The organism is Vibrio mytili (genome assembly GCF_000830505.1).
In the GTDB taxonomy this organism is placed as follows: domain Bacteria; phylum Pseudomonadota; class Gammaproteobacteria; order Enterobacterales; family Vibrionaceae; genus Vibrio; species Vibrio mytili.
In genome coordinates, this window is record NZ_JXOK01000050.1 from 24,580 (window position 1) to 45,067 (window position 20,488).

The window sequence follows — 20,488 nt, forward strand, 5'->3', positions numbered from 1 at the left end:
GAGAACAGTTGAATATAAAGGGCTCTCAAGACTAAAGAAACGTTGAAAGTCAGAATCTAGCGATAGACAGTCACTCCAGGCTGAGACTGGTTTCGGTCAATTTTTAATGCACACTCAACAAGGATTGATTATACTGTTTTTATAAACAGTGCTTGGTGAGTGCCAGCGTGTTACACCGCTGTAAAAAAGATATGACTCGTAAAATAATTCACATCGATCTCGATTGCTACTACGCTGCGGTCGAGATGAGAGACAACCCTGAACTAAGAACGATCCCCTTAGCCATTGGAGGCTCTCAGGATCGTCGTGGTGTGATTTCTACATGTAATTATATAGCGCGAGAGTATGGGGTTCGCTCTGCAATGGCAACAGCCCACGCCTTAAAGCTTTGCCCTCATCTCAAGGTTATCCCGGGTAACATGGATAAGTACAAAGCAGTATCCAGGCAGATTCACCAGATCTTCTCTCGCTACACCGATCTTATCGAGCCTTTGTCGCTTGATGAAGCCTACCTTGATGTTAGTGACTCCCCATTATTTAAAGGCTCAGCCACACTCATTGCTGAGGATATTCGTCAGTCTATTGAGTCAGAGTTAAACCTTACTGCAAGTGCAGGCGTTGCCCCCATCAAGTTTGTGGCTAAGGTAGCGTCAGATATCAATAAGCCAAATGGAATTTGTGTTATCACACCGGACCAAATAGAAAGCTTTGTCGAGGCGTTAGACTTAGGCAAAATTCCAGGAGTAGGTAAAGTAACACTCAATAAATTAAACAGTTTGGGGTTGTATAAAGGTGTTGATGTCAAAAATTATGATCAACATCAGCTATTGAAACAGTTTGCTAAGTTCGGCAGCTCGTTATGGCAGCGTTGCATGGTATTGATGGAAGAGAGGTTACGCCAACGAGAATAAGGAAGTCGTTGGGCGTGGAGCGAACCTTCGCTAAAGATATTCATACTGAACAAGAATGCTTACAAGCGATTGATTTGTTGTACCTAGAGCTTGAGAGGCGGTTTAATAAGATCGCGAATGAAAAAAATATCATACGGCAAGGTCTTAAGTTCAAGTTTGATGACTTCCAACAAACCACCATAGAGCACAAATTCAATCGCCTTGATAAGTCTTTTTTCTTAGAGCTGCTAAAGGAAGGTTTGTCACGAGCGAATGGGCGTGGCATTCGTTTGATTGGTTTGTCGGTTGGTTTAGAGCCCAAGGAAAGTCAATCTAATACGCAGATAAGCCTGAACTGGTGATAGTGTCATTTGAGTAGAGTGCTACTCTACCCAAATGACAAGCTGGTTGGTTAACCCTTTTAAGATCGTATGGCTTCGACTTGTTGTCTCACCTTTTCGAATGACACATTCGCCATTGCACCGTAACCGGATAATTTGGTCGCTTTTAGTTGGCTAACTAACGGTGTGCTGATGCCACATAAGAATCTCGCGACAGCATCGTGGCTGATGGTTGTTGGAGACAATTGCACGTACTCGTTAATCCAAACCTCCACTTGCTCGATTTCTGGCTCAGGCTTACTTTCGGTAGGAAAAACGGCAACCTTCTGACGACATACCGAGCAGTGACCACAGTGAGTAGCGCATTAAAGTCGGCAAAATAGTGCGCCAATTGATAACTTAAGCAGTGTGAAGATTGAAACAAATCCAACATTGTGCGGATGCGTTCGATGTCTTTGTTCTCTTTGGACTGGAACAGTTGATATAACTCTTGGGTGAGGGATTCATTGCTTATTTCTATGGGTAGAACGGAATAGACATCGGTCAGCTGTTTACTCTCTAGTTCGATCCATCCCTTTTGGTGGAAGTAATCCAAAGCAGCAACCACTCGACTTCGCTCAGCACGGTAGTTGATCCATAACGCTTCCATATCCACTTGGCACCACACTTTAGCTTTGCTGGAGCAAGTAAAAATCGCCTCGACGAACTGGCGGCGTTCATCTTGAAATTGACTGGTAATAAAAGACTGTTCTTTAATGAACTTGAAGCGATAATCAGCGAAATAACTGTATTTTGCTTTGATAACTTTTTTGAGTTCTAAATATACGAGCAGTGTTTTCAAAGGCAACTGGCGGATATTACTATCGCGAGATAAACGTAGGGGAACCACTTCCCATTGAGGAGCATGTTCACGCGCTTGCTGCAGGACATAATTAATCGCGCTCAGCTCAGGTGTGTCGCCGTAAACAAAGTTCTCTAATACCGTTAAGCCTGATGCATTCCCCAGCAAAATACACTCGGAGCGTTGCCCGTCACGCCCGGCACGGCCAATTTCTTGTGCATAGTTCTCAATAGACTTGGGGAGGTCGAAGTGAATAACACGACGAATGTCCGCTTTGTCAACGCCCATACCAAACGCGATTGTCGCGACGATGCAGTCGATTTGACTGGTCATAAACTGCAACTGAATCTGTTCGCGAATGTCACTCTTCATTCCAGCGTGGTAAGCATGTGCGTTAATACCAATATGGATGAGCGATTTTGCCACGTACTCAGCGGTTTGTTGCTGAGTGACATAAACGATGGTTGGTCGCTTTGGCGCTGCTGCGATGATGTCGTTGAGTTGGGTTTGCTTTTCCGACTCTTGGCAAGGAATCACCGATATATCTAGATTAGGACGGTAAAAGCCAGTTACGGTAATATTTTCCCTCGCGATATTGAATTTCTGCTGCATGTCGTCAATGACTGCGGGTGTGGCAGTAGCAGTCAACAATAAAGACTGAGGGATATTCAGTTCGCGTTGATATTGCGGCAGCTTCAGATAATCGGGACGGAAGTTGTGACCCCATTCAGAGATACAGTGCGCTTCATCTACCACCATCAATGAAATCGGGATCTGACGAATAAACTCGCGAAAGCTTCGTTCTTTAGTCTTTCTACCGAGATCATCAGTATATTGATGTGTCCATTTTTTACCCCTGCCATGATTTGCTGCGTTTCTTCTCGGCTTTGGCTGCTATCGATGGAAGCTGCGGCAATCCCTTTGTTTTTCAGAAAACCAAGCTGGTCTTTCATGAGTGCGAGAAGAGGGGATATCACTAATGTCAAATGAGGTAATTGGGTAGCGGGTAATTGATAGCAAAGTGATTTACCTGAACCTGTGGGAAAGATTGCAGCGGCAGAGTGACCTTTCATTACTGCTTCAATGACGGTTTGTTGACCTGAACGTAATGAGTCGAAGCCAAAAACCGATTGAAGTGTTTGCTGCAATTGGACACTTTGCATAATAGGGAAACCTTAATTTAGTGATAAACTCGCTCACAATACCATAATCTGTAGGCCAACAACGCGTCTTAAAAGTATGAACAAAGCAGATCTAGTCCAAATAATCATTCAACAATTGGAAGAAAAACTTCACATTGCGCAGGCTTCTACCCAGCGAGCGATTGACGCCGCGACGGATGAGGAGACGGTTCCAGAGCATAAATACGATACGTTAGCATTAGAAGCTTCTTATCTAGCTCATGGTCAAGCGATGCGCGTGCAAGAAAGTGAAGGAGAGCTACGCCAGTATCGATCGTTAGCGAGTCGTGATTTTACCGATTGTCCGATCAATGTTGGTGCTTATGTTGTTCTCGTTGATGAAGAGGAACACGAGCGGCACTTTTTCATAGGGCCATGTTCCGGTGGTTTAATGGTTGAATGGCAAGGAAAAGAGGTCTTCGTATTAACGGCGAGCTCTCCGCTTGGACGCGCTTTGATCGGAAAAGAGCAAGACGAAGAGGTCAGTATTCACATCGACTCAAAAACAATTGGTTATGAAATTGTAACGGTTTGCTGACACCAGAAAGATAAGTCAGTGTTATGTTTAACAGGGTTATTTAGAACTAAAGAGAAATATATGAACAAACTGCTTACGCTCTCTCTGCTGCTGATCAGTTTTGGTGGCTACTCAGCTCAATGTCGCGTAGACATCCATAATGAAGTTCGTATGGACGGACAAAGTCTTGAAATTCGCCAAACAAGCGGTGATACGGCTGTAGTGGATGAGGATGGTAACTTAGTGATCAAGGGTGAGTCCATTGAACTCGACGCTGACCAAAAAGCGGCGATTGGCGACTATCGTGACAAAATGAATGCCTATATTCCTCAGGTAAAACAATTAGCAAGTGATGGTTTGGAACTGGCCAATGACATTATAGACGACATTGCCAAAAGTTTGGATGCGCCCAATGCTTACGACAACGTCAAAGTGTCTATCAAGGCATTTTTTGAAGATATTGAATCCCGCTATTACAAAGATGGTGATTTCATTCTTCCCGCAGATAGCTTTGAGTCGATGACTAAAAGCTGGACTGATGATTTCGAAAAAGCACAAGAAATTTTCAATAAAGAGTTTCTTTCAAGTACGTTTGCCGCATTGTCGACTAAGATGCAGGACGATGGTGGTTTAAACCTTACTGCGTTGTCGGAAGCGATGGCGGAGCTCAGTGCGAAAGTTGAACAGCGTCTTGCAGAGCATTCGAAAAAAGTCGAGAAGCAAGCAGACGATCTTTGTGAGTCATTGGATGATATGGCTGATGAAGAAAATGATTTGCTGAAGAAAATTCCAGAACTCAACGACTACCGAGTGTTTACAATTTAAATTAAGAGCGTTAGGCACTTGTCTCTCCCTACTTATAGGGCTTGAGCGAGACTTATTCCCTATAAGTAAACAACTAAGAGCGCCATTGGCGCTCTTTTTTCATTTCGAATTAAACTGAGATGTATGTATAACTTTACAAACTGAATGTCTGTTAACGGTCCCGATTGTCGAGTATTTAACCTAGTTCCTATTGCTGCTTAGTTGATATTTCTATATTGTACTAGCTAACTAGTTCATTGATATTTTGTGTGAGTGGTATGACACAACAGACATCTTCTCAGCCTCGCGAGCATTTTGGCTCTCGTCTCGGATTCATTTTAGCGGCCGCGGGCGCAGCTGTGGGTTTGGGAAACATTTGGGGCTTCCCTACGCAAGCAGCAAGTAACGGCGGCGGTGCGTTTTTGTTGGTTTATTTAGTGCTGATTCTTATCGTCGCTTTCCCAATGCTGGTGGTCGAAATGGCGATTGGTCGTCATGGTCAAGCGAACCCAGTAGACAGTATGCGTGCGTTAACCCCGAACCCTATAGGCAAAAAACTGGGGGGACTTGTTGGTTGGATTGGCCTTAGTGTCCCGAGTGCCGTATTGGCGTTCTACTCAATTGTTGGGGGGTGGTTGATTTGCTTTTTACTTGGCGCAATCACCGACATTATGGGTATGGAAGCACTGACTGCGTGGTTTAAAGGCTTTAGTGTCGAGCGTAACTTATTTGGTACGATTGTTTTTTATATTCTCACCGTTTTGATCGTACAAGGTGGCGTTAAACAAGGTATCGAAAAGTGGTCAACGCGTCTAATGCCGGCTCTGTTTGTGCTGTTTGCATTGCTGTTTGTATATATCATGACGCAAAACGGTGCAATGGAAGGCCTTAAGCACTATTTGGTCCCTGATTTTGATAAAATATGGGATAGAAAGCTGATTTTGGCGGCTATGGGGCAGGGGTTCTTCTCGCTGACGATTGGTGGGTGTTCGATGCTTATCTACGGCTCTTATTTAAGTAAGAAAGAGAACCTGCCAAAGATGGCCATGAACGTGACGTTAGTAGACACCGCAGTGGCGTTTATTGCCGGCTTGGTTGTGATGCCAGCGATGTTTGTCGCGATGCAAAAAGGTGTCCAGATTTACGCGGATGATGGCTCTCTTCTCAGCTCAGACACGTTAGTTTTTACCGTATTGCCACTGATGTTCGATAGCTTAGGTTTACTGGGTCAACTGTTCTCTATTGTGTTCTTTTTACTACTGACTATTGCGGCGCTGACATCTTCGATCTCGATGTTGGAGTGTCCGGTTGCGCTTGTGAGTGAACGTTTTAATACCAAACGTGGCATTACAAGCTGGGTGCTGGGCGGTTTGATTGCTCTGTTTAGTGTGGTCATCGTCTATAACTTTGGTGAAATGTTTGGTTTGGTCGCCACGGTTGCCACTCAGTATCTTCAGCCAACGGCGGCATTGTTATTCTGTTTGTTTGGTGGCTGGGTATGGAGTCGTCACTCCAAAGTTAAGGAGCTTGAACAGGGCTTCCCAGAATTCAGCCAAGGTTGGTTTGGTAAGTTATGGCCAGTGTATGTGAAGTTTGTTTGTCCGGTGCTCGTTGCGACGGTAATTTGGGCTTCATTTGGCTAAGTAACCGCAATAATGTCTCGTTTAAAAAGACGTAGGCAAAGGAAAGGGCTTGATGGTTTCATCAAGCCCTTTTTGTATTGCTTACCCCGCCGTAAAGGAGACTAACGGAACTGACCTGCCTCCGGCAGATAGTCAAACCCAGCAGAGGCGAGTTTCGCTTCTAATGCGGTACGGTCTATGTCAAAGAAAGCCACTAGCTTATCGAGATCACCGTTAAAATCATCACGCAATTTCATGTTAACGATGCTCATCAGCATCACCGTATCCATCGACTCAAAGTTTGCTAGGTTCATTGCTTGTCCTCAAAATCAGAAATCAGCAAGTTCGCGGCAGCAAAAGCGGCTTTTTCGCGCGTTTCTAGGGGAAGAGACTCATCTGCTGCAATGTCATTGAGTGCTTTTACTGCACAAGCAATTGCCTGAGGTATATAGCCTGATCGCCACTACCGATTTGAGCCCAAAGTTCACGAACCATTTCACAACAGCCATATACTTGCATGCCATATTCCTTAAAAGTGATCACTGTTCTCAAATATACACACAGCGGTTTTGAAACTCAAAGAAGAGCATTGTTTTGGCTCAAGTTGAGGCGTGAATTGGGCGATATTTAATCACTGAATCTGTAATTCCAATTGCTTTGTCACCTCTGGTGAAAGCTGAAGCTGTTTGGCCAGCTCTTGTAAGTATGACTTTTCCATGAAATTTTGTTCATCAGCCACAATTAAAGACGCGAGATAAATTTCTGACGCTTGTTGAGGGGACGTTGCCTGATTGGCGATTTCGGCAGGATCGAGCGGTTTGTTTAGTTCTTGATGCACTAACTGACGAACGTGAACATCTGCCCCCATGTCTACTAAGGCCTGCTCAATGCGGCTCATTTCCTCTTCGTCGACATGTCCATCGGCTTTTGCAGCACCAATCATCGCTTTTAAGATCAATACACTGTGTTTACTGTCTTCTGGGTCAAACGTTTCATGAGTGCCATGCATTTCCTGCTTCGCTTGCCAGTCGTTGTAAACTTTGTAGGCCAGTGCCCCAAGTGCGGCCGCTCCACCGACTTTCAATGCGCCTGTGCCTATTTTCTTTGTCATCTTTTTACTTTTCTTTGAGCCCACTAGCATACCGATAAGACCGCCGCCTATCGCACCTGCTCCTAGCGTTTTGAGGTTATTTGAGTTTGATGGCGATTTGGTATTACTGGTTTTTTGGCCCAACGCATCGGCACCTTGCTTGAGTAAGTCAGACTTGAGAGCTTGATTTAGAAGACTTTTTAGATCCATAACTGACCTCCTTATTGATGATGAGAGCAGTGTACTAATAAAAAGCTGAACCAAAGATTAACGACGTGAATAGTGAAGGCGAGTGAGTAATACCAATCGTAGTAAATAACTGGTCATTCTAGCTTGCTAAAATACTCGATAACTTCGTTGCCTTTTCGTTTATAAAGTAGGTTGATTGTAGAATAACTACTTATCGAAAAATTGCGCCTTGTTCTCAAGCATTTTTCCTACGCTACTTCTGATCACTTATTTACTGTGATTGGTATAATAAAAAAGGTTGACTAAAGCCAACCTTCTTATTTAGTTTGCGATGACATCACATGGAAATCGCGACGGAATTACTTAAGTTTCAGTTGAGACTTAAGATGCTCAACGATATCCGTCATCGGTACTGGTGTTTTATCACCAGTCGCACGGTTTTTGTATTCGAAGTTGCCTTCTTTCATTGAGCGATCACCGATAACCACCGTATGTGGCACACCGATCAACTCCATGTCTGAGAACATGACACCAGGGCGCTCTTTACGATCGTCAAACAGCACTTCAATGCCCATTGCAGTCAGTTCAGCGTATAGCTTTTCAGCCGCTTCTTTGACTTCTTCTGACTTGTGCATGTTCATTGGAACGATGGCAACCTGGAATGGTGCAATCGCGTCAGGCCAGATGATACCGTACTTATCGTGGTTCTGTTCGATTGCGGCCGCAACAACGCGTGATACACCAATGCCGTAACAACCCATCTCCAGTGTGACGCTCTTACCGTCAGGACCCAATACGTTACAGTTCATTTTTTCAGAGTAGGTCGTTCCAAGTTGGAAGATATGACCGACTTCGATACCACGTTTAAGCTGAAGCGTGCCTTGCCCACATGGGCTTGGATCGCCTTCAACTACGTTGCGTAGATCTTCTACTTGATCAAGCTCAACATCACGACCCCAGTTGATACCGAAGTAGTGTTTGTCGTCGATATTTGCACCGCCGCCAAAGTCGCTCATTACTGCAACGCTACGGTCAACGATGAACGGTAGTTTTAGACCAACAGGGCCAAGAGAGCCAGGACCTGCGCCGACAAGAGCACGGATCTCTTCTTCTGTTGCCATTTCTAATGGAGCAGCAACTTGCGGAAGGTTCTCTGCTTTGACTTCGTTGAGTTCATGGTCACCGCGAACAAGAAGCGCAATGATTGGCGCCTCAACCTCATCAGACGCTTTAACAAATAACGTCTTGATGGTTTTCTCGATTGGCAGGCCATGTTGTTCTACCAATTCCGCGATGGTTTTTGCGTTTGGTGTGTCGACCAGCGTCATTTCTTGAGTCGGTGCAGGTGCTGCATCGACAGGTGCTAACGCTTCTGCTTTTTCAAGGTTTGCTGCGTAGTCTGACTCAGTCGAAAATGCAATGAGGTCTTCACCGCTTTCTGCCAGTACGTGGAACTCTTGAGAACCGCTGCCACCGATTGCGCCACTGTCTGCTAGTACAGGGCGGTAATCTAGGCCCATACGGTCAAATGCTTTGCAGTATGCATCGTGCATTGCATCATAGGACTGTTGCAGGCCTGCTTTGTCTATATCAAAACTGTACGCATCCATCATTGAGAATTCACGAGCACGCATCACACCAAAACGAGGGCGACGTTCGTCTCGGAATTTAGTTTGGATTTGATACAAGTTTAATGGAAGCTGTTTATAAGAACTTACTTCATTGCGCACCAGACTAGTGATCACTTCTTCAGCCGTTGGGCTGAGAACAAACGGACGCTCATGACGGTCAGCGAAGCGCAGCAGTTCGGGGCCCATTTTTTCGCTGCGACCTGTCTCTTCCCATAGTTCAAACGGCTGAACAACGGGCATCAACGTTTCGACTGCGCCTGCATTGTCGATTTCTTGACGAACGATGTTTTCGACTTTACGCAGTACACGTAGACCAGTAGGTAGCCAGGTGTATAAACCTGAAGCCAGCTTACGGATCATACCTGCACGTAGCATGAGCTGATGGCTCACTACTTCTGCGTCGTTTGGAGTCTCCTTCAGAGTTGAAAGAAGATAATTACTGGTACGCATTAAATTTATCCGTTTATTTAAGTTAAATACACAGTTCCAAGGTTGATCTGTGTATGTCGATCCCACAATGGGAAAATAATTAGCCGTCTATAATATCAGCCAATTGGCTTCGTCAAAAGCTTTCAATCGCGGTAACGGTTATTAAGTTATCTGATACAACAAACTTCACGTTCATATCGCACAAATTTACCGCGTATTCTTTGTCGTCCGGCTTATTTTTCTTGTAAGCAGGACGTGGATCCTGTGCTAGAACTTGTTCAATCAGGGAGAGCATATATTCAGTATCGGCGTGCTTCTCCAGTATCGTCAATGCCGATGATGAAAAAGTAACCTGTGCTTTGTCTGGTTCCTCGGTTGCGTAGCCACCTTGTGCATCTGGAATGGAATCTGAGTAGGGGATATAGGGTTTAATATCGATAATCGGTGTTCCATCGACTAAGTCGACACTACCTAGTTCAAGGTATATTTGGTCCCCTTTTTTGCTGATTCCTTTGACCTCAACGGCGGACATACCAATGCCGTTGGGGCGAAACGTTGATCGAGAAGCAAAGACGCCTACTCTGTTGTTACCGCCTAAACGAGGCGGTCTAACGGTCGGTTTCCAACCGGCTGCTAAGTTTTTATCAAATAAAAATAGCAGCCATACATGAGAGAAATGTTCTAAGCCTCGAACCGCTTCTGGGCTATTCGCTTCGCCTACTAATTGGACTCTGGCTTTGGCACAGGGAACTAAGCGTGGTTGACGCGGTACTGCGAATTTTTCTTTGTATGGGCTTTCAATGATGCCGATAGGCTCAATGGAATACATAGTTGGTATCTTCTGGATTTATTTACATCAAAAATATCACAAATTCTACTTGCTTTTATTATTGATAATAACTGTCGGTTGGTACGGCATAATGTAGCAGCAAGATTGAAGATATTCGGAGTAAAGAATGAAAGTTGTGAAATCATTGAAAAGTGCTAAACGCCGTCATCCTGATTACCAAGTAGTGAAGCGAATAGGGCGGTTATACGTCCTATGTAAAACAAACCCAAGGTTTAAAGCGGTACAGAAATAAAGCGTAGAACAATTTGGTGCAACGCTAGTTATGTCACAATTTATAATGTCACTTGTTGGTCTTTATATGGATGAATAATCTGGTTTTTGTGTATTTTAGTGGTTAATTATTCGACTGTAATTTACACTTTGTAACCTTTTTGACTTTTGTTTTAACTTATTGCTCGAGTACCCTCCTCTCGCTTTTTGACATCTTTGTCATTTTTGCACAGGAATAAAAACAAGGAGGGAACAGATGAGTTCATCTGCTTCAATTAAACAAAACTCGCCTAAAAAGTCGCTGTTCACGCGCTTTTTAGATACTGTCGAATATTTGGGGAACCTATTGCCCCATCCGATCACACTATTTGCCATTTTCTGTTTAGCCATTCTGGTGATGTCGGGTATTGCAGGTTACTTCGAAGTCTCGGTTGTGGACCCTCGCCCTGAAGGGGCAAGTGGTCGTTCCGCGGATGGTATGATTCATGTAGTCAGCCTACTCAACGCTGAAGGCTTACAACTTATCGTGACTAACTTGGTGAAAAACTTTGTTGGTTTTGCTCCGTTAGGTACCGTATTGGTTGCGATGCTCGGTGTTGCGATCGCGGAATACTCTGGGCTACTTTCAGCAGCAATGCGTGGCCTAGTCATGGGCGCGTCACAACGCATGGTGACGGTCACGGTAGTGTTTGCAGGTATCATCTCGAATACGGCTTCTGAGCTAGGTTATGTGGTACTGATTCCACTCGCTGCAATGCTTTTCCACTCTCTAGGACGTCATCCTCTCGCTGGTCTGGCAGCAGCCTTTGCGGGGGTATCCGGTGGTTACTCGGCAAACTTACTTATTGGCACCGTTGATCCACTGCTTTCAGGTATCACTGAAACGGCAGCACAGATGATTGATCCTACTTATACGGTAGGTCCTGAAGTAAACTGGTACTTCATGTTCGTTTCAACTTTCTTTATTGCGATTACCGGTGCCTTTGTGACCGAAAAAATCGTTGAGCCAAAGCTTGGTAAATACAGTGAAGAAGAAGCGGCAGAAGATTTGTCTAATGACAAGATGGGCGGCTTAACAGAGCAAGAGAAAAAAGGTCTGAAGATGGCGGGCATTGCGGTTCTTGCAGTATCAGCGCTATTGGCATGGACAATTGTTCCAGCAGACGGCGTGCTACGCTCTGATGCCGGTACCGTAGCAGGTTCGCCATTCCTGAAGAGTATCGTAGCCTTTATCTTCGTATTCTTTGCTATTCCAGGCTTTGTGTATGGTAAAGTTGTCGGCACAATGAAAACGGATCGTGATGTCATTGATGCGATGTCGAAGTCCATGTCTTCAATGGGCATGTACATTGTACTGGTCTTCTTCGCCGCTCAGTTTGTCGCTTTCTTTAAGTGGACGAATTTCGGTCAAGTGTTTGCTGTAGCAGGCGCTGATTTCTTGCAGAACATCGGTCTGACTGGCCCAATGCTGTTCTTCGCATTCATCCTGATGTGTGGCTTCATTAATCTGATGATTGGCTCTGCGTCAGCACAGTGGGCTGTCACAGCGCCTATCTTTGTCCCGATGTTAATGCTGGTAGGTTATGCTCCTGAAACTATCCAGGCGGCTTACCGTATCGGTGATTCAACCACCAACATCATCACCCCAATGATGAGCTACTTTGGTCTGATTCTGGCGGTGGCGACTCGTTACATGAAGAATCTTGGTATTGGTACGCTCATTGCGACCATGCTCCCTTACTCAATCTGCTTTATTGTGGGTTGGAGCGTGTTGTTCTACCTATGGGTATTCGTCTTCGGTCTACCTGTCGGTCCAGGTGCGGCGACGTACTACACACCTTAGTAAGAGTGTTCCTCACACAGATCGAAAAAAGCCTGCGAATGCGCAGGCTTTTTGTCATTTAAGAGGCTGTGTTTGATAGAAGGCCGATGTTTAGCGTTTCGCTAATATTCTATCTAAGTGGTTGGCAAACTCACGACGATCAGTTTGAGACAGTGCGGCAGGACCGCCAGTTTGAATACCACTTGAACGCATCGTTTCCATAAAGTCGCGAACATTAAGGCGTGCTTTGATCGTGTCTTTTGTAAATAGCTCCCCTCGAGAGCTCAATGCCAATGCCCCTTTTGTGATCACTTCATCCGCCAACGGAATATCAGAGGTAATCACCAAATCATTCGCTTCAACCCGTTTTACGATTTCGTTATCAGCGATATCAAACCCCGCAGGTACTTGAAGCGAGTGAATGTTGGCTCTTTTAGGAACGGGAACGACATGGTTGGCGACGAACGTACACTCAACTCCGGTTCGTTCTGCTGCGCGAACAATGGTCTCTCTAATCACTTTAGGGCAGGCATCGGCATCAATCCAAAGCTTCATGATGTTTTCTCATTCAGTTTTGCTTCCAAAGCATCAATTCGTGCCGTCAATGTCGCAACAACGGCTTCCAGTTCTGTAATTCGAGTTTGTTCTGGCGTGCTTGATGCGGCAATTTCAATCTTTGGCACTCGGTTGGTGCCTTTCCAGCTCTTGATTGTGGCAATGATCGCAGGCATCGGCACAGGGGTTTTCATGCGTGCTTTTACTAATGCGACAGTTGGCTCTTTGCCTTGTTGTTGCAGCTGTGTCATCACTGCTTCTAATTCTTTAGTGACGTCTTGAGTTAACATTTTTGGTCCCTACTAAAATGGCTTCTAACATCATACGTCGTGTCATTGATTTTGGCGAATGGCAATTTGGAAAGGGGGTTGTAAGAGATCTCTCACACCAGTTGTGAGAGAAAACGTTTTCGCTATCAGTTAAAATGTTCTTTTTGTTTTTAAGATGTTGATATTAAAGTAAAAGTTTATTTTCCGATTGAGGGGGAATTAAAATATTTTTTTCACGTAGATTGCGAATGGAAGGAAAAAGGGTAAATTAGAACTTGTCAGCAGGAAGCAGACACGGAACAGGAAACAGCCAAGGACTTGGTTATCGTCAGGAAGACGATTTGATTATTTAGGATGAATAATCAGCATGGAGCGAAGGACATTGTAAGGACACAATCATCAATAGGATGTTGATGACTAAGGAAAGACAATGGACCCCTCATAGGATTGAGGATTAGGACCGCATCAGGAAGATGCCAGGGACACCGCTCAAGGAACAAGTGATGTGCGCTAACGGGGAATGTTAGCTTTCAGGATGATAAGGACACCGCTAGGACGGCGATGCAAGGATTAAGCTGACGGATTCAGCCACTATTACGGATGATGCATGGAGCATAATGAGTAGCCGGACTGCTGCAAGTAAGACTATAACCCCGATACCAGCGTATCGGGGTTTTTCTTATTATGAGCACAATCACGCTTACCGTTAAAAGGAATGTTCCTACACATTTGTTGCTAACCGAATTCGTCTTAAAAGTATAAAATCGACCATATAACAGTACATTATTAGAACAACGTTATATTTGCTTGCACTCAATACTGGGCATGTTTTCTTTCCAACCAGTTGGTATCATTTTTCGGCTTCTAGATAAAGACATGATGTCTCGCCATTCCCTTGTACTTGTTAGCTTGGGTATGCGGATATAAATTAGGTTTGCTGTAATCAAGGAACAGATGTGGCCATAGTAACCAGAAGAATGTTTCTTCTACCTTATACTGAATCATTACAACTCGAATTTGTCATGCTGAATTGCTGCGCAAAAAACCGAGCGGAAATGAACGGTCCTCTCACAGTCGCTTCAGCTAAGCAAGCATTTGATGAAATGCTGGACGATGAAAATATTTATAGCTTGGCTGTGTTAGAAAGTCGTAGCCGAGACTATATGGGTCATATTTTTATTGCTCATTTGAACTCAGAACCGGAATTAGGCTTTATTTTTGATAAAACCTACTGGGGGAAAGGATTGGCCACTGAGGCTTTGAAAGCATTTTTCCCTAAGGCGTGTCGAGAATTGAACCTTCACAAAGTAACCGCTAATGTGAACAGTCGTCATCATGCGCCGATCGCTGTTTTAGAAAAGCTGGGGTTTGTGAAAAAAGGTGAAAGTAAGGACATGTATGGCCCTTACTTTGAGATGGTATTTATAAACGATGGGGCGGCAAATGAAAGTTCTGCGGCCTGAATCCGACCATGGTTAAATGACCTTGGTAGCAATCATCACCAAGAGAAGAAAACTCGAAGTGATACACTGTATGCCAACGCCAGCGCCCGTCTGGCGTTTTTAATTTGTGAGCGCCAAAGGCAATGCTAACCAATTGAAGTTCCAGTTGATCGCATTTGCGTGTAATCGCGGCTTTGGCTAACTCAGATTGGCGTCTCTGCTGCCAAAAAAGAAAGCAGAAAAAACACAAACTTAAAATTGCTAACAGATCACCAATCATTGTTTATCCTTTGGTTGCCTGTTGTAAGCTCAACAGTGCATGAGCTAACTCTTCAGATGGATTAGAATGAAGCAAGGGTAACAATACCATTCTCAGCTCAGGCAACATGACTAAATCTGCAAATAACTGATTGAACAACGCTTGATTGCCGGTTTGTGCGAGGCGTAATAAAAACTGCTCGGCAATGTCTTTACTTGCCAATAAGTGCCAGGCACGACCTGCGACGCCAATCAGAACTTCTTGATGGCTGAATCGCGGACTTTTTAGTATCGCCTCTAGTACGGGAAGCGCTGTTTTGTTTGGTGCTCCAGCTAGTGCACGTATTAACGCTGCGAGCAGAAATAGATCAGGCTCACTGCTGTCGATTTCCTGTTGTGCTTTTTCAGCGATGCGTTGAGCGAGTCGTTCTTGCAATTCCACATGCTCGAGAGCGCCTAATAACGCATATAAAGGCTCGTTGGGCAGATGTTTGAGGGCTTTGCGCAGCGTAACCGTGTTTTGCTCTCTTTCAAGTCTCGCCGCCATATCTGTAATGCCTTGCAAGCCAACGGTTTGCCAATTATCCCATCCAAGTCCCCCAGAAAAGTAGTGTTGGGCGTGCTCATAGTATTGGCTGGTAGGAAGATCGAGATGTGCACGAACTTGGCTATGGAATACGGCCATTTTGTCTTCGGATGGCTTGAAAGTATAAGGGTTGTTAGACAGCTTTTGTTGCTGTTTCTCTGACATGTCATCACTCAGACGTGTCCCCATTGCCTCGACGACATATTTGATGAAGTTTCCTATATCGGCTTGTTTTAACAGACCGCGCTCGTCCAATTCGAATTTCAAAAACCAAATCCAAGGCTGTTTCTGTTCATTCCAGTACGCTATCGCTAAGTGAGCTTTGCGTTGCATTGGGAATGGATAAGGGCACTGACCTTTTTCTATATCGATAAATTGCAGCTTATCGATGGTCTTGATACGGCGGCCAAGGTCGAAGATCTGGTAATCACAATTGCTGTTATTCAGCAGTTGGGTGAGGGTATGTAGGTTTTCCATTAAATACGACGTCCTAACGTTCTTTTCACAAGAAATGGTATCATTCTTGGCTAATTCAAGGTTCGAGACAGAATTAATGGTAACAAATACCCAATTGGTCGACTTACTTCACCAACTTGAACAGCAATTGCAACAGTATGACCTTTGGCAAAAATCAAAGCCATCGGTACAAGCGTTGCAAAGTGTTGAGCCTTTTGCGATTGATACATTGCATCCCCATGAGTGGTTGCAGTGGATATTTATTGCAAGAATGCGTGCAATGATTGAACACAACCAGCCTTTGCCGAAAGGGTTCGCCATTGGGCCTTATTTCTCAGAGGCATGGAAGCAAGCTCCGCAATATTCTGAGCTACTTATTACCATCCACTCTATTGACGAATTATGTAAGTAATCTGTATGACTGAACAAGAAACCGCAATCTCTTTGGCACCCGTTGAGTTGGAGATTGTTTATCAAGACGAATACTTTGTCGCGGTAAATAAGCCCGCAGGAATGTTAGTGCATCGTAGTTGGTTAGATAAACACGAGACGCAATTCGTTATGCAAACTTTACGTGACCAGATTGGCCAGCATGTTTTTCCTCTGCACCGCTTGGATCGTCCAACGTCAGGCGTTTTGGTTTTTGCTCTGTCTAGTGAAGTGGCTTCCCAGGTCATGCCAATGTTTGCCGAACACAAGATGGAAAAAACCTATCACGCAATCGTTCGTGGTTGGATTGAGGAAGAGGGCGTATTAGATTACGCATTAAAAGTTGAGTTGGATAAGATTGCGGATAAGTTTGCTTCCCAGAATAAAGAAGCGCAAGACGCGGTCACCGCATACAAGCCACTCGCTAAAGTCGAAGTGCCTTATTCTACGGGGAAGTTCCCGACGACACGTTATTGCTTGATTGAAATGAAACCTAAGACTGGGCGTAAGCATCAGTTGCGTCGTCACATGGCGCACTTACGTCACCCAATTGTCGGGGATACTTCGCACGGCGATGGTAAACACAATAAACTTTTCCGTAATGAGTTTGCGTCACATCGCCTGCTGTTGCATGCATCAGAACTTCAATTTGTGCACCCTTTTACTGGGGAAAGCATGATGATGAAAGCGAACTTTGATGAAACATGGCAAGGGCTATTTGAGCGCTTTGGGTGGGATGACGTAGTCTAGTGCTCAATGAATAAGTGAGCAAAGCGCAATGCAAAAGAGGTGGGAATTAGTATCCACCTCTTTTTTACTTAAATACCGTTTATTTGAATTCTGGAGGTATGAACGTCGTTGTTATTTGAGCTTTTCGAGATCGGCTTCAATTTCAGCTATTTTGCTTGAGACCACTTTTTCTAGGTGACGAAGATCCGAGAGGATTTTTTCTTTCACGTCTGTTTCGGACGCTTTTGTTGGTCGAGTTATTTTATTGAGTTCATCAATAACGAGCGTGAGGTTACGGTTGATTTCTGTCACTTCTCGATATCGATGACTGCCGCTATCCACAAGCACATTTTTAATTTGACGTGGGTATTTGAACTTAACACTTTTAGCGAAGAGTTCGCCAGGTTGCTTAAGAAAGTAGATCTTTAGTACGTCTTTGTGAGCTTCTTGACGAAGGGAGTAACGTTCAATCTGTTTTGGATCATGGATGCCCAAACCAGTGAGGTGTGGATACATAGGCTACCTCTATTTTACTGAAATAATTTCAGTAATAACTTTAGCAGCCTATTTGTGCGCTAGATAGCGACTTTTTAATCTAATCGAACAAGTTGTGGGCAAGATCTCTATCAACCTTGCTCACTCCTGGTTTTATTATCTACAACTACGCAGGGTCAGAGTCAGACAGTTTGTCGACAAGGATTTTACGTAGTTCATCCTGCTGTTCTTCACTTAATCTTCCCCCAGCGTCGCTGGTCAGGATGAACAAATCCTCTGCGCGCTCACCAATGGTGGTTATTTTTGCGCCATGAATATTGATGTTCAAATCGGCAAAAGTACGTCCTACTCTCGCTAGCAAGCCCGGAGTATCTAATGCGACAAATTCCATTAAAGTGTGTTTTTTCCCTCTTGTGGGCAAAAAGTCCACTTTGGTTTTGACATTAAAGTGTTGAAGCTGGTGCGGTGTACGACGCGTTTTAATCTTGGTCGGGCGTCCATCTTCTAACACGTGGGTTAGGTGCTTAATGACCGCAGCATGACGGGTCTCATCAATGGCTTCCCCTTGCTGATCGAGAACAATGAAAGTATCGATCGCGTGTCCATCTTTACTGGTCATGATTTGCGCATCATGAACGTTGAAGTTGCGACGGTCGAGCTCAGCAACAACGGTCGCAAACAGAGCCGGCTGATCTTTGCTATAAACAAACACTTCCGTACCGCCTCGCGTCGCTTTTTTGCTGATCAACACCAGTGGCTTACTGGCGTCATCCATCCGTAGTAAGTGTTCACAATGCCACGCAATCTGAGTATGAGTATGACGCAGGAAGTAGTCGGCTTTAAAGCGTTGCCATAGTACCTCAATCTCTCGTGCAGCGAATCCTTCTTTACGCAACATTGCGGAAGCCATTTGCTGATTGTGACGAATACGCTCACGAACATCGACTGGGTTTTCCAAGCCTCGTCGAAGAGCTCGTTGAGTTGAGTAGAACAGTTCTGCTAGCAATGTACGTTTCCAGGCATTCCAAAGTTCTGGGTTTGTTGCGCAAATATCAGCGACAGTTAGGCAAACGAGGTACTCAAGTGATTCTTCATCGCGCACTTTTTTAGCAAATTCTGTAATAACGTCTGGATCGTAAATATCCCGGCGCTGCGCCGTTACAGACATAAGCAAGTGATGTCTAACCAGCCAGCTGACGAGTTTGGCTTCAGGTTTGGACAAGCCATGTTCTATACAGAAGTCATAAGCCTCTCCTTCACCAATTACCGAGTGATCACCACCTCTGCCTTTGCCAATATCGTGAAAAATGGCCGCAATGATCAAAAGCTCTTTTTTTTGCATTCGAGGGTAAATGTCACAACAAATAGGGTGCTTTTCGTGGTTTTCTGGATCACTGAAGCGGTTAATGTGCTTGAGCAATCGCATACTGTGTTCATCAACCGTATAGGCGTGGAACAAGTCAAATTGCATCTGACCCACGATTTGGCTCCATTGCGGTAAATACGCAGCCATTACCCCCAGTCTGTGCATTAAAGTAAACGCTTTGTGTAGTGCATTTGGGTGACGACATAACGCCATAAACTTTTCACGCGCTGCTGGTATCGTATGTAAAAACTTGTTCAGACGACGGCGAGCGGTTCTTAACTGACGTAGGGTAGGAGGGCTCACCCCTTCGATGGTTGAGTCATTGGCGATATGTATAAACATATCCAGAATGGTTTCTGGTCGAGCTTGGAATAGGGCAGGCTTACGAGCTTCAATTAATGGCCCTCTGCGTTGGAAATCGGCATCAATAATGACTGCATCGACAGTCACACCACCGTTGATGATCGCTTGATCAAACAGTTTGAGCAGCATTTTGTTTAGCTCTGCGACGCGGCGAAGAGTTCGGTAAAACTCTTTCATCATCATCTCAACGCCGCGATTGCCTTCACCAACGTAGCCCAGGTTTTCTGCGACTTGTGCCTGATGAGCAAAGGTCAGACGATTATCGTATCGACGTAACTCCATATGTAAGGCGAAACGAACACGCCAGAGAAAGTCCTGACACTCGACTAGTTCACGGTACTCAGCATCCGTTAAAAATCCGTACTTGCTCATTTCCAGCAAAGAGGTCGCGCCAAAGTGACGGCGTGCGACCCAACTTAACGTATGGATATCACGCAGTCCCCCAGGGGTAGACTTAATGTCTGGCTCTAGGTTGTATGTTGTATCGTGATAACGAGCGTGGCGTTCCCGTTGTTCTTGAATTTTAGCTCGATAAAAGGTTTCGCTTGGCCAAAAAGAATCAGAGAGGACCACTTTTTTAAGCGCTTGATAGGTATCCTCGCTGCCACATAATAACCGAGCTTCTTGAAGGTTGGTGGCAACCGTCAAATCATCACGACCAATCTCTGCGCATTCCTTGACAGTACGAACAGCATGTCCAACTTCAAGTTTTAAATCCCACAAAAGGGTGATGAACTCGCTGATTTTTGCTTCGAGCGTCGATGGTAGTTTGTTATTCGACAATACAAGGATGTCGATGTCTGATAATGGGTGCAGCTCACCACGCCCATAACCACCGACCGCAACCAGGGAAATATTATAGATCTCATTGAAGCCAAAATGGTTCCATAGGCGAGCCAGCAGTTGATCCATGTACTTGGCTCGGGCGAGGACTAGATCCGTGACCGGCTGGTGGTTGATGAAATCTTGTATTTGATCAGAGCTGAACTTCTCGAGCTCTTGTTTAAGCTCAACAACGTTGATCTGTTCATCGGTCAACGCTAAAGGGGACTGTAGTGACATATTTGCTATCCGTGCAAGCGACTAATTAAAGCAATTTAACAAATCTTTGGCAGATAAAAAA

General features: G+C 44.7%; 18 protein-coding genes and 3 pseudogenes. 9 read left to right on the forward strand and 12 right to left on the reverse strand.

Translation table 11 applies throughout. The annotated features are described in order from the left end of the window. Positions 1-191 precede the first annotated feature (191 nt). Positions 192-1,252: pseudogene (dinB, locus tag SU60_RS13695) on the forward strand (DNA polymerase IV). A 59-nt stretch (positions 1,253-1,311) separates the two neighbouring features. Here the strand turns inward: dinB and SU60_RS13700 are convergent. After that, positions 1,312-3,235 (reverse strand): annotated as a pseudogene (locus SU60_RS13700) (RecQ family ATP-dependent DNA helicase). A 76-nt stretch (positions 3,236-3,311) separates the two neighbouring features. Between SU60_RS13700 and SU60_RS13705 the strand changes: the two are divergent. From SU60_RS13705 to SU60_RS13715, 3 genes are all read left to right on the forward strand, one after another. Continuing rightward, a complete protein-coding gene (locus SU60_RS13705) occupies positions 3,312-3,791 on the forward strand; it encodes a GreA/GreB family elongation factor (protein ID WP_041156008.1) in 480 nt (159 codons plus the stop codon). Positions 3,792-3,851: 60 nt separating this feature from the next. Continuing rightward, positions 3,852-4,595, forward strand: a complete 744-nt coding sequence (locus tag SU60_RS13710) for a YggN family protein (protein WP_041156009.1) — start codon at positions 3,852-3,854, stop codon at positions 4,593-4,595. A 257-nt stretch (positions 4,596-4,852) separates the two neighbouring features. Further along, positions 4,853-6,217: a sodium-dependent transporter gene (locus SU60_RS13715; protein ID WP_041156070.1), complete on the forward strand. Its 1,365-nt coding sequence runs from the start codon at positions 4,853-4,855 to the stop codon at positions 6,215-6,217. A gap of 101 nt (positions 6,218-6,318) precedes the next feature. Here the strand turns inward: SU60_RS13715 and SU60_RS13720 are convergent, their stop codons facing one another. The 5 genes and pseudogenes from SU60_RS13720 to tsaA form a co-directional block, all read right to left on the reverse strand. Then, positions 6,319-6,510 (reverse strand): DUF4250 domain-containing protein, encoded by a 192-nt coding sequence (locus SU60_RS13720; RefSeq protein WP_041156010.1) that lies wholly within the window; start codon positions 6,508-6,510, stop codon positions 6,319-6,321. Continuing rightward, positions 6,507-6,715: pseudogene (locus SU60_RS13725) on the reverse strand (YaeP family protein). Before SU60_RS13725 ends, SU60_RS13720 begins: the two are co-directional and overlap by 4 nt. Before the next feature lie 112 nt (positions 6,716-6,827). Beyond that, positions 6,828-7,496 (reverse strand): tellurite resistance TerB family protein, encoded by a 669-nt coding sequence (locus SU60_RS13730; protein ID WP_041156011.1) that lies wholly within the window; start codon positions 7,494-7,496, stop codon positions 6,828-6,830. Between the two features lie 338 nt (positions 7,497-7,834). Further along, the gene (locus tag SU60_RS13735) at positions 7,835-9,556 is read right to left on the reverse strand and encodes a proline--tRNA ligase (RefSeq protein ID WP_041156012.1); all 1,722 of its coding nucleotides are present in this window, start codon (positions 9,554-9,556) and stop codon (positions 7,835-7,837) included. 112 nt (positions 9,557-9,668) lie between these two features. Continuing rightward, complete coding sequence (gene tsaA, locus SU60_RS13740; protein WP_041156013.1) at positions 9,669-10,364, reverse strand: tRNA (N6-threonylcarbamoyladenosine(37)-N6)-methyltransferase TrmO; 696 nt, start codon at positions 10,362-10,364, stop codon at positions 9,669-9,671. Positions 10,365-10,491: 127 nt separating this feature from the next. On the opposite strand from tsaA, the gene ykgO reads away from it, so the two are divergent. Both ykgO and SU60_RS13745 read left to right on the forward strand, forming a co-directional pair. Continuing rightward, positions 10,492-10,617 carry a type B 50S ribosomal protein L36 gene (gene ykgO / locus SU60_RS21420; RefSeq protein ID WP_084735838.1) on the forward strand — a complete coding sequence of 42 codons (126 nt, stop codon included), beginning with the start codon at positions 10,492-10,494 and terminating at the stop codon, positions 10,615-10,617. 234 nt (positions 10,618-10,851) lie between these two features. After that, the gene (locus SU60_RS13745) at positions 10,852-12,438 is read left to right on the forward strand and encodes an AbgT family transporter (RefSeq protein ID WP_041156014.1); all 1,587 of its coding nucleotides are present in this window, start codon (positions 10,852-10,854) and stop codon (positions 12,436-12,438) included. Between the two features lie 90 nt (positions 12,439-12,528). On the opposite strand, the gene SU60_RS13750 is transcribed toward SU60_RS13745, so the two are convergent. Both SU60_RS13750 and SU60_RS13755 read right to left on the reverse strand, forming a co-directional pair. Continuing rightward, entirely contained in the window at positions 12,529-12,972 is a 444-nt protein-coding gene (locus tag SU60_RS13750) for a YaiI/YqxD family protein (protein WP_041156015.1), read from the reverse strand. After that, positions 12,969-13,262, reverse strand: a complete 294-nt coding sequence (locus SU60_RS13755) for a hypothetical protein (protein WP_041156016.1) — start codon at positions 13,260-13,262, stop codon at positions 12,969-12,971. Before SU60_RS13755 ends, SU60_RS13750 begins: the two co-directional genes overlap by 4 nt. 956 nt (positions 13,263-14,218) lie before the next feature. Between SU60_RS13755 and SU60_RS13760 the strand changes: the two genes are divergently transcribed. Next, entirely contained in the window at positions 14,219-14,704 is a 486-nt protein-coding gene (locus SU60_RS13760) for a GNAT family N-acetyltransferase (protein WP_041156017.1), read from the forward strand. Here the strand turns inward: SU60_RS13760 and SU60_RS21425 are convergent. Both SU60_RS21425 and SU60_RS13765 read right to left on the reverse strand, forming a co-directional pair. Next, positions 14,664-14,963, reverse strand: coding sequence for a DUF3301 domain-containing protein (locus SU60_RS21425; protein WP_084735844.1), 300 nt, complete (start codon positions 14,961-14,963; stop codon positions 14,664-14,666). The genes SU60_RS13760 and SU60_RS21425 overlap by 41 nt on opposite strands. A gap of 3 nt (positions 14,964-14,966) precedes the next feature. After that, positions 14,967-16,004 (reverse strand): DUF3549 family protein, encoded by a 1,038-nt coding sequence (locus SU60_RS13765; protein ID WP_041156018.1) that lies wholly within the window; start codon positions 16,002-16,004, stop codon positions 14,967-14,969. Between the two features lie 76 nt (positions 16,005-16,080). On the opposite strand from SU60_RS13765, the gene SU60_RS13770 reads away from it, so the two are divergent. Together SU60_RS13770 and truC are read left to right on the forward strand one after the other, a co-directional pair. Continuing rightward, a complete protein-coding gene (locus SU60_RS13770) occupies positions 16,081-16,395 on the forward strand; it encodes a YqcC family protein (RefSeq protein WP_041156019.1) in 315 nt (104 codons plus the stop codon). A 5-nt stretch (positions 16,396-16,400) separates the two neighbouring features. Further along, a complete protein-coding gene (gene truC / locus SU60_RS13775) occupies positions 16,401-17,162 on the forward strand; it encodes a tRNA pseudouridine(65) synthase TruC (RefSeq protein ID WP_041156020.1) in 762 nt (253 codons plus the stop codon). 111 nt (positions 17,163-17,273) lie between these two features. Here the strand turns inward: truC and SU60_RS13780 are convergent, their stop codons facing one another. Continuing rightward, positions 17,274-17,657: a DUF3461 family protein gene (locus SU60_RS13780; protein WP_041156021.1), complete on the reverse strand. Its 384-nt coding sequence runs from the start codon at positions 17,655-17,657 to the stop codon at positions 17,274-17,276. A gap of 145 nt (positions 17,658-17,802) precedes the next feature. Next, complete coding sequence (gene glnD / locus SU60_RS13785) at positions 17,803-20,427, reverse strand: bifunctional uridylyltransferase/uridylyl-removing protein GlnD (RefSeq protein ID WP_041156022.1); 2,625 nt, start codon at positions 20,425-20,427, stop codon at positions 17,803-17,805. Positions 20,428-20,488 lie beyond the last annotated feature (61 nt).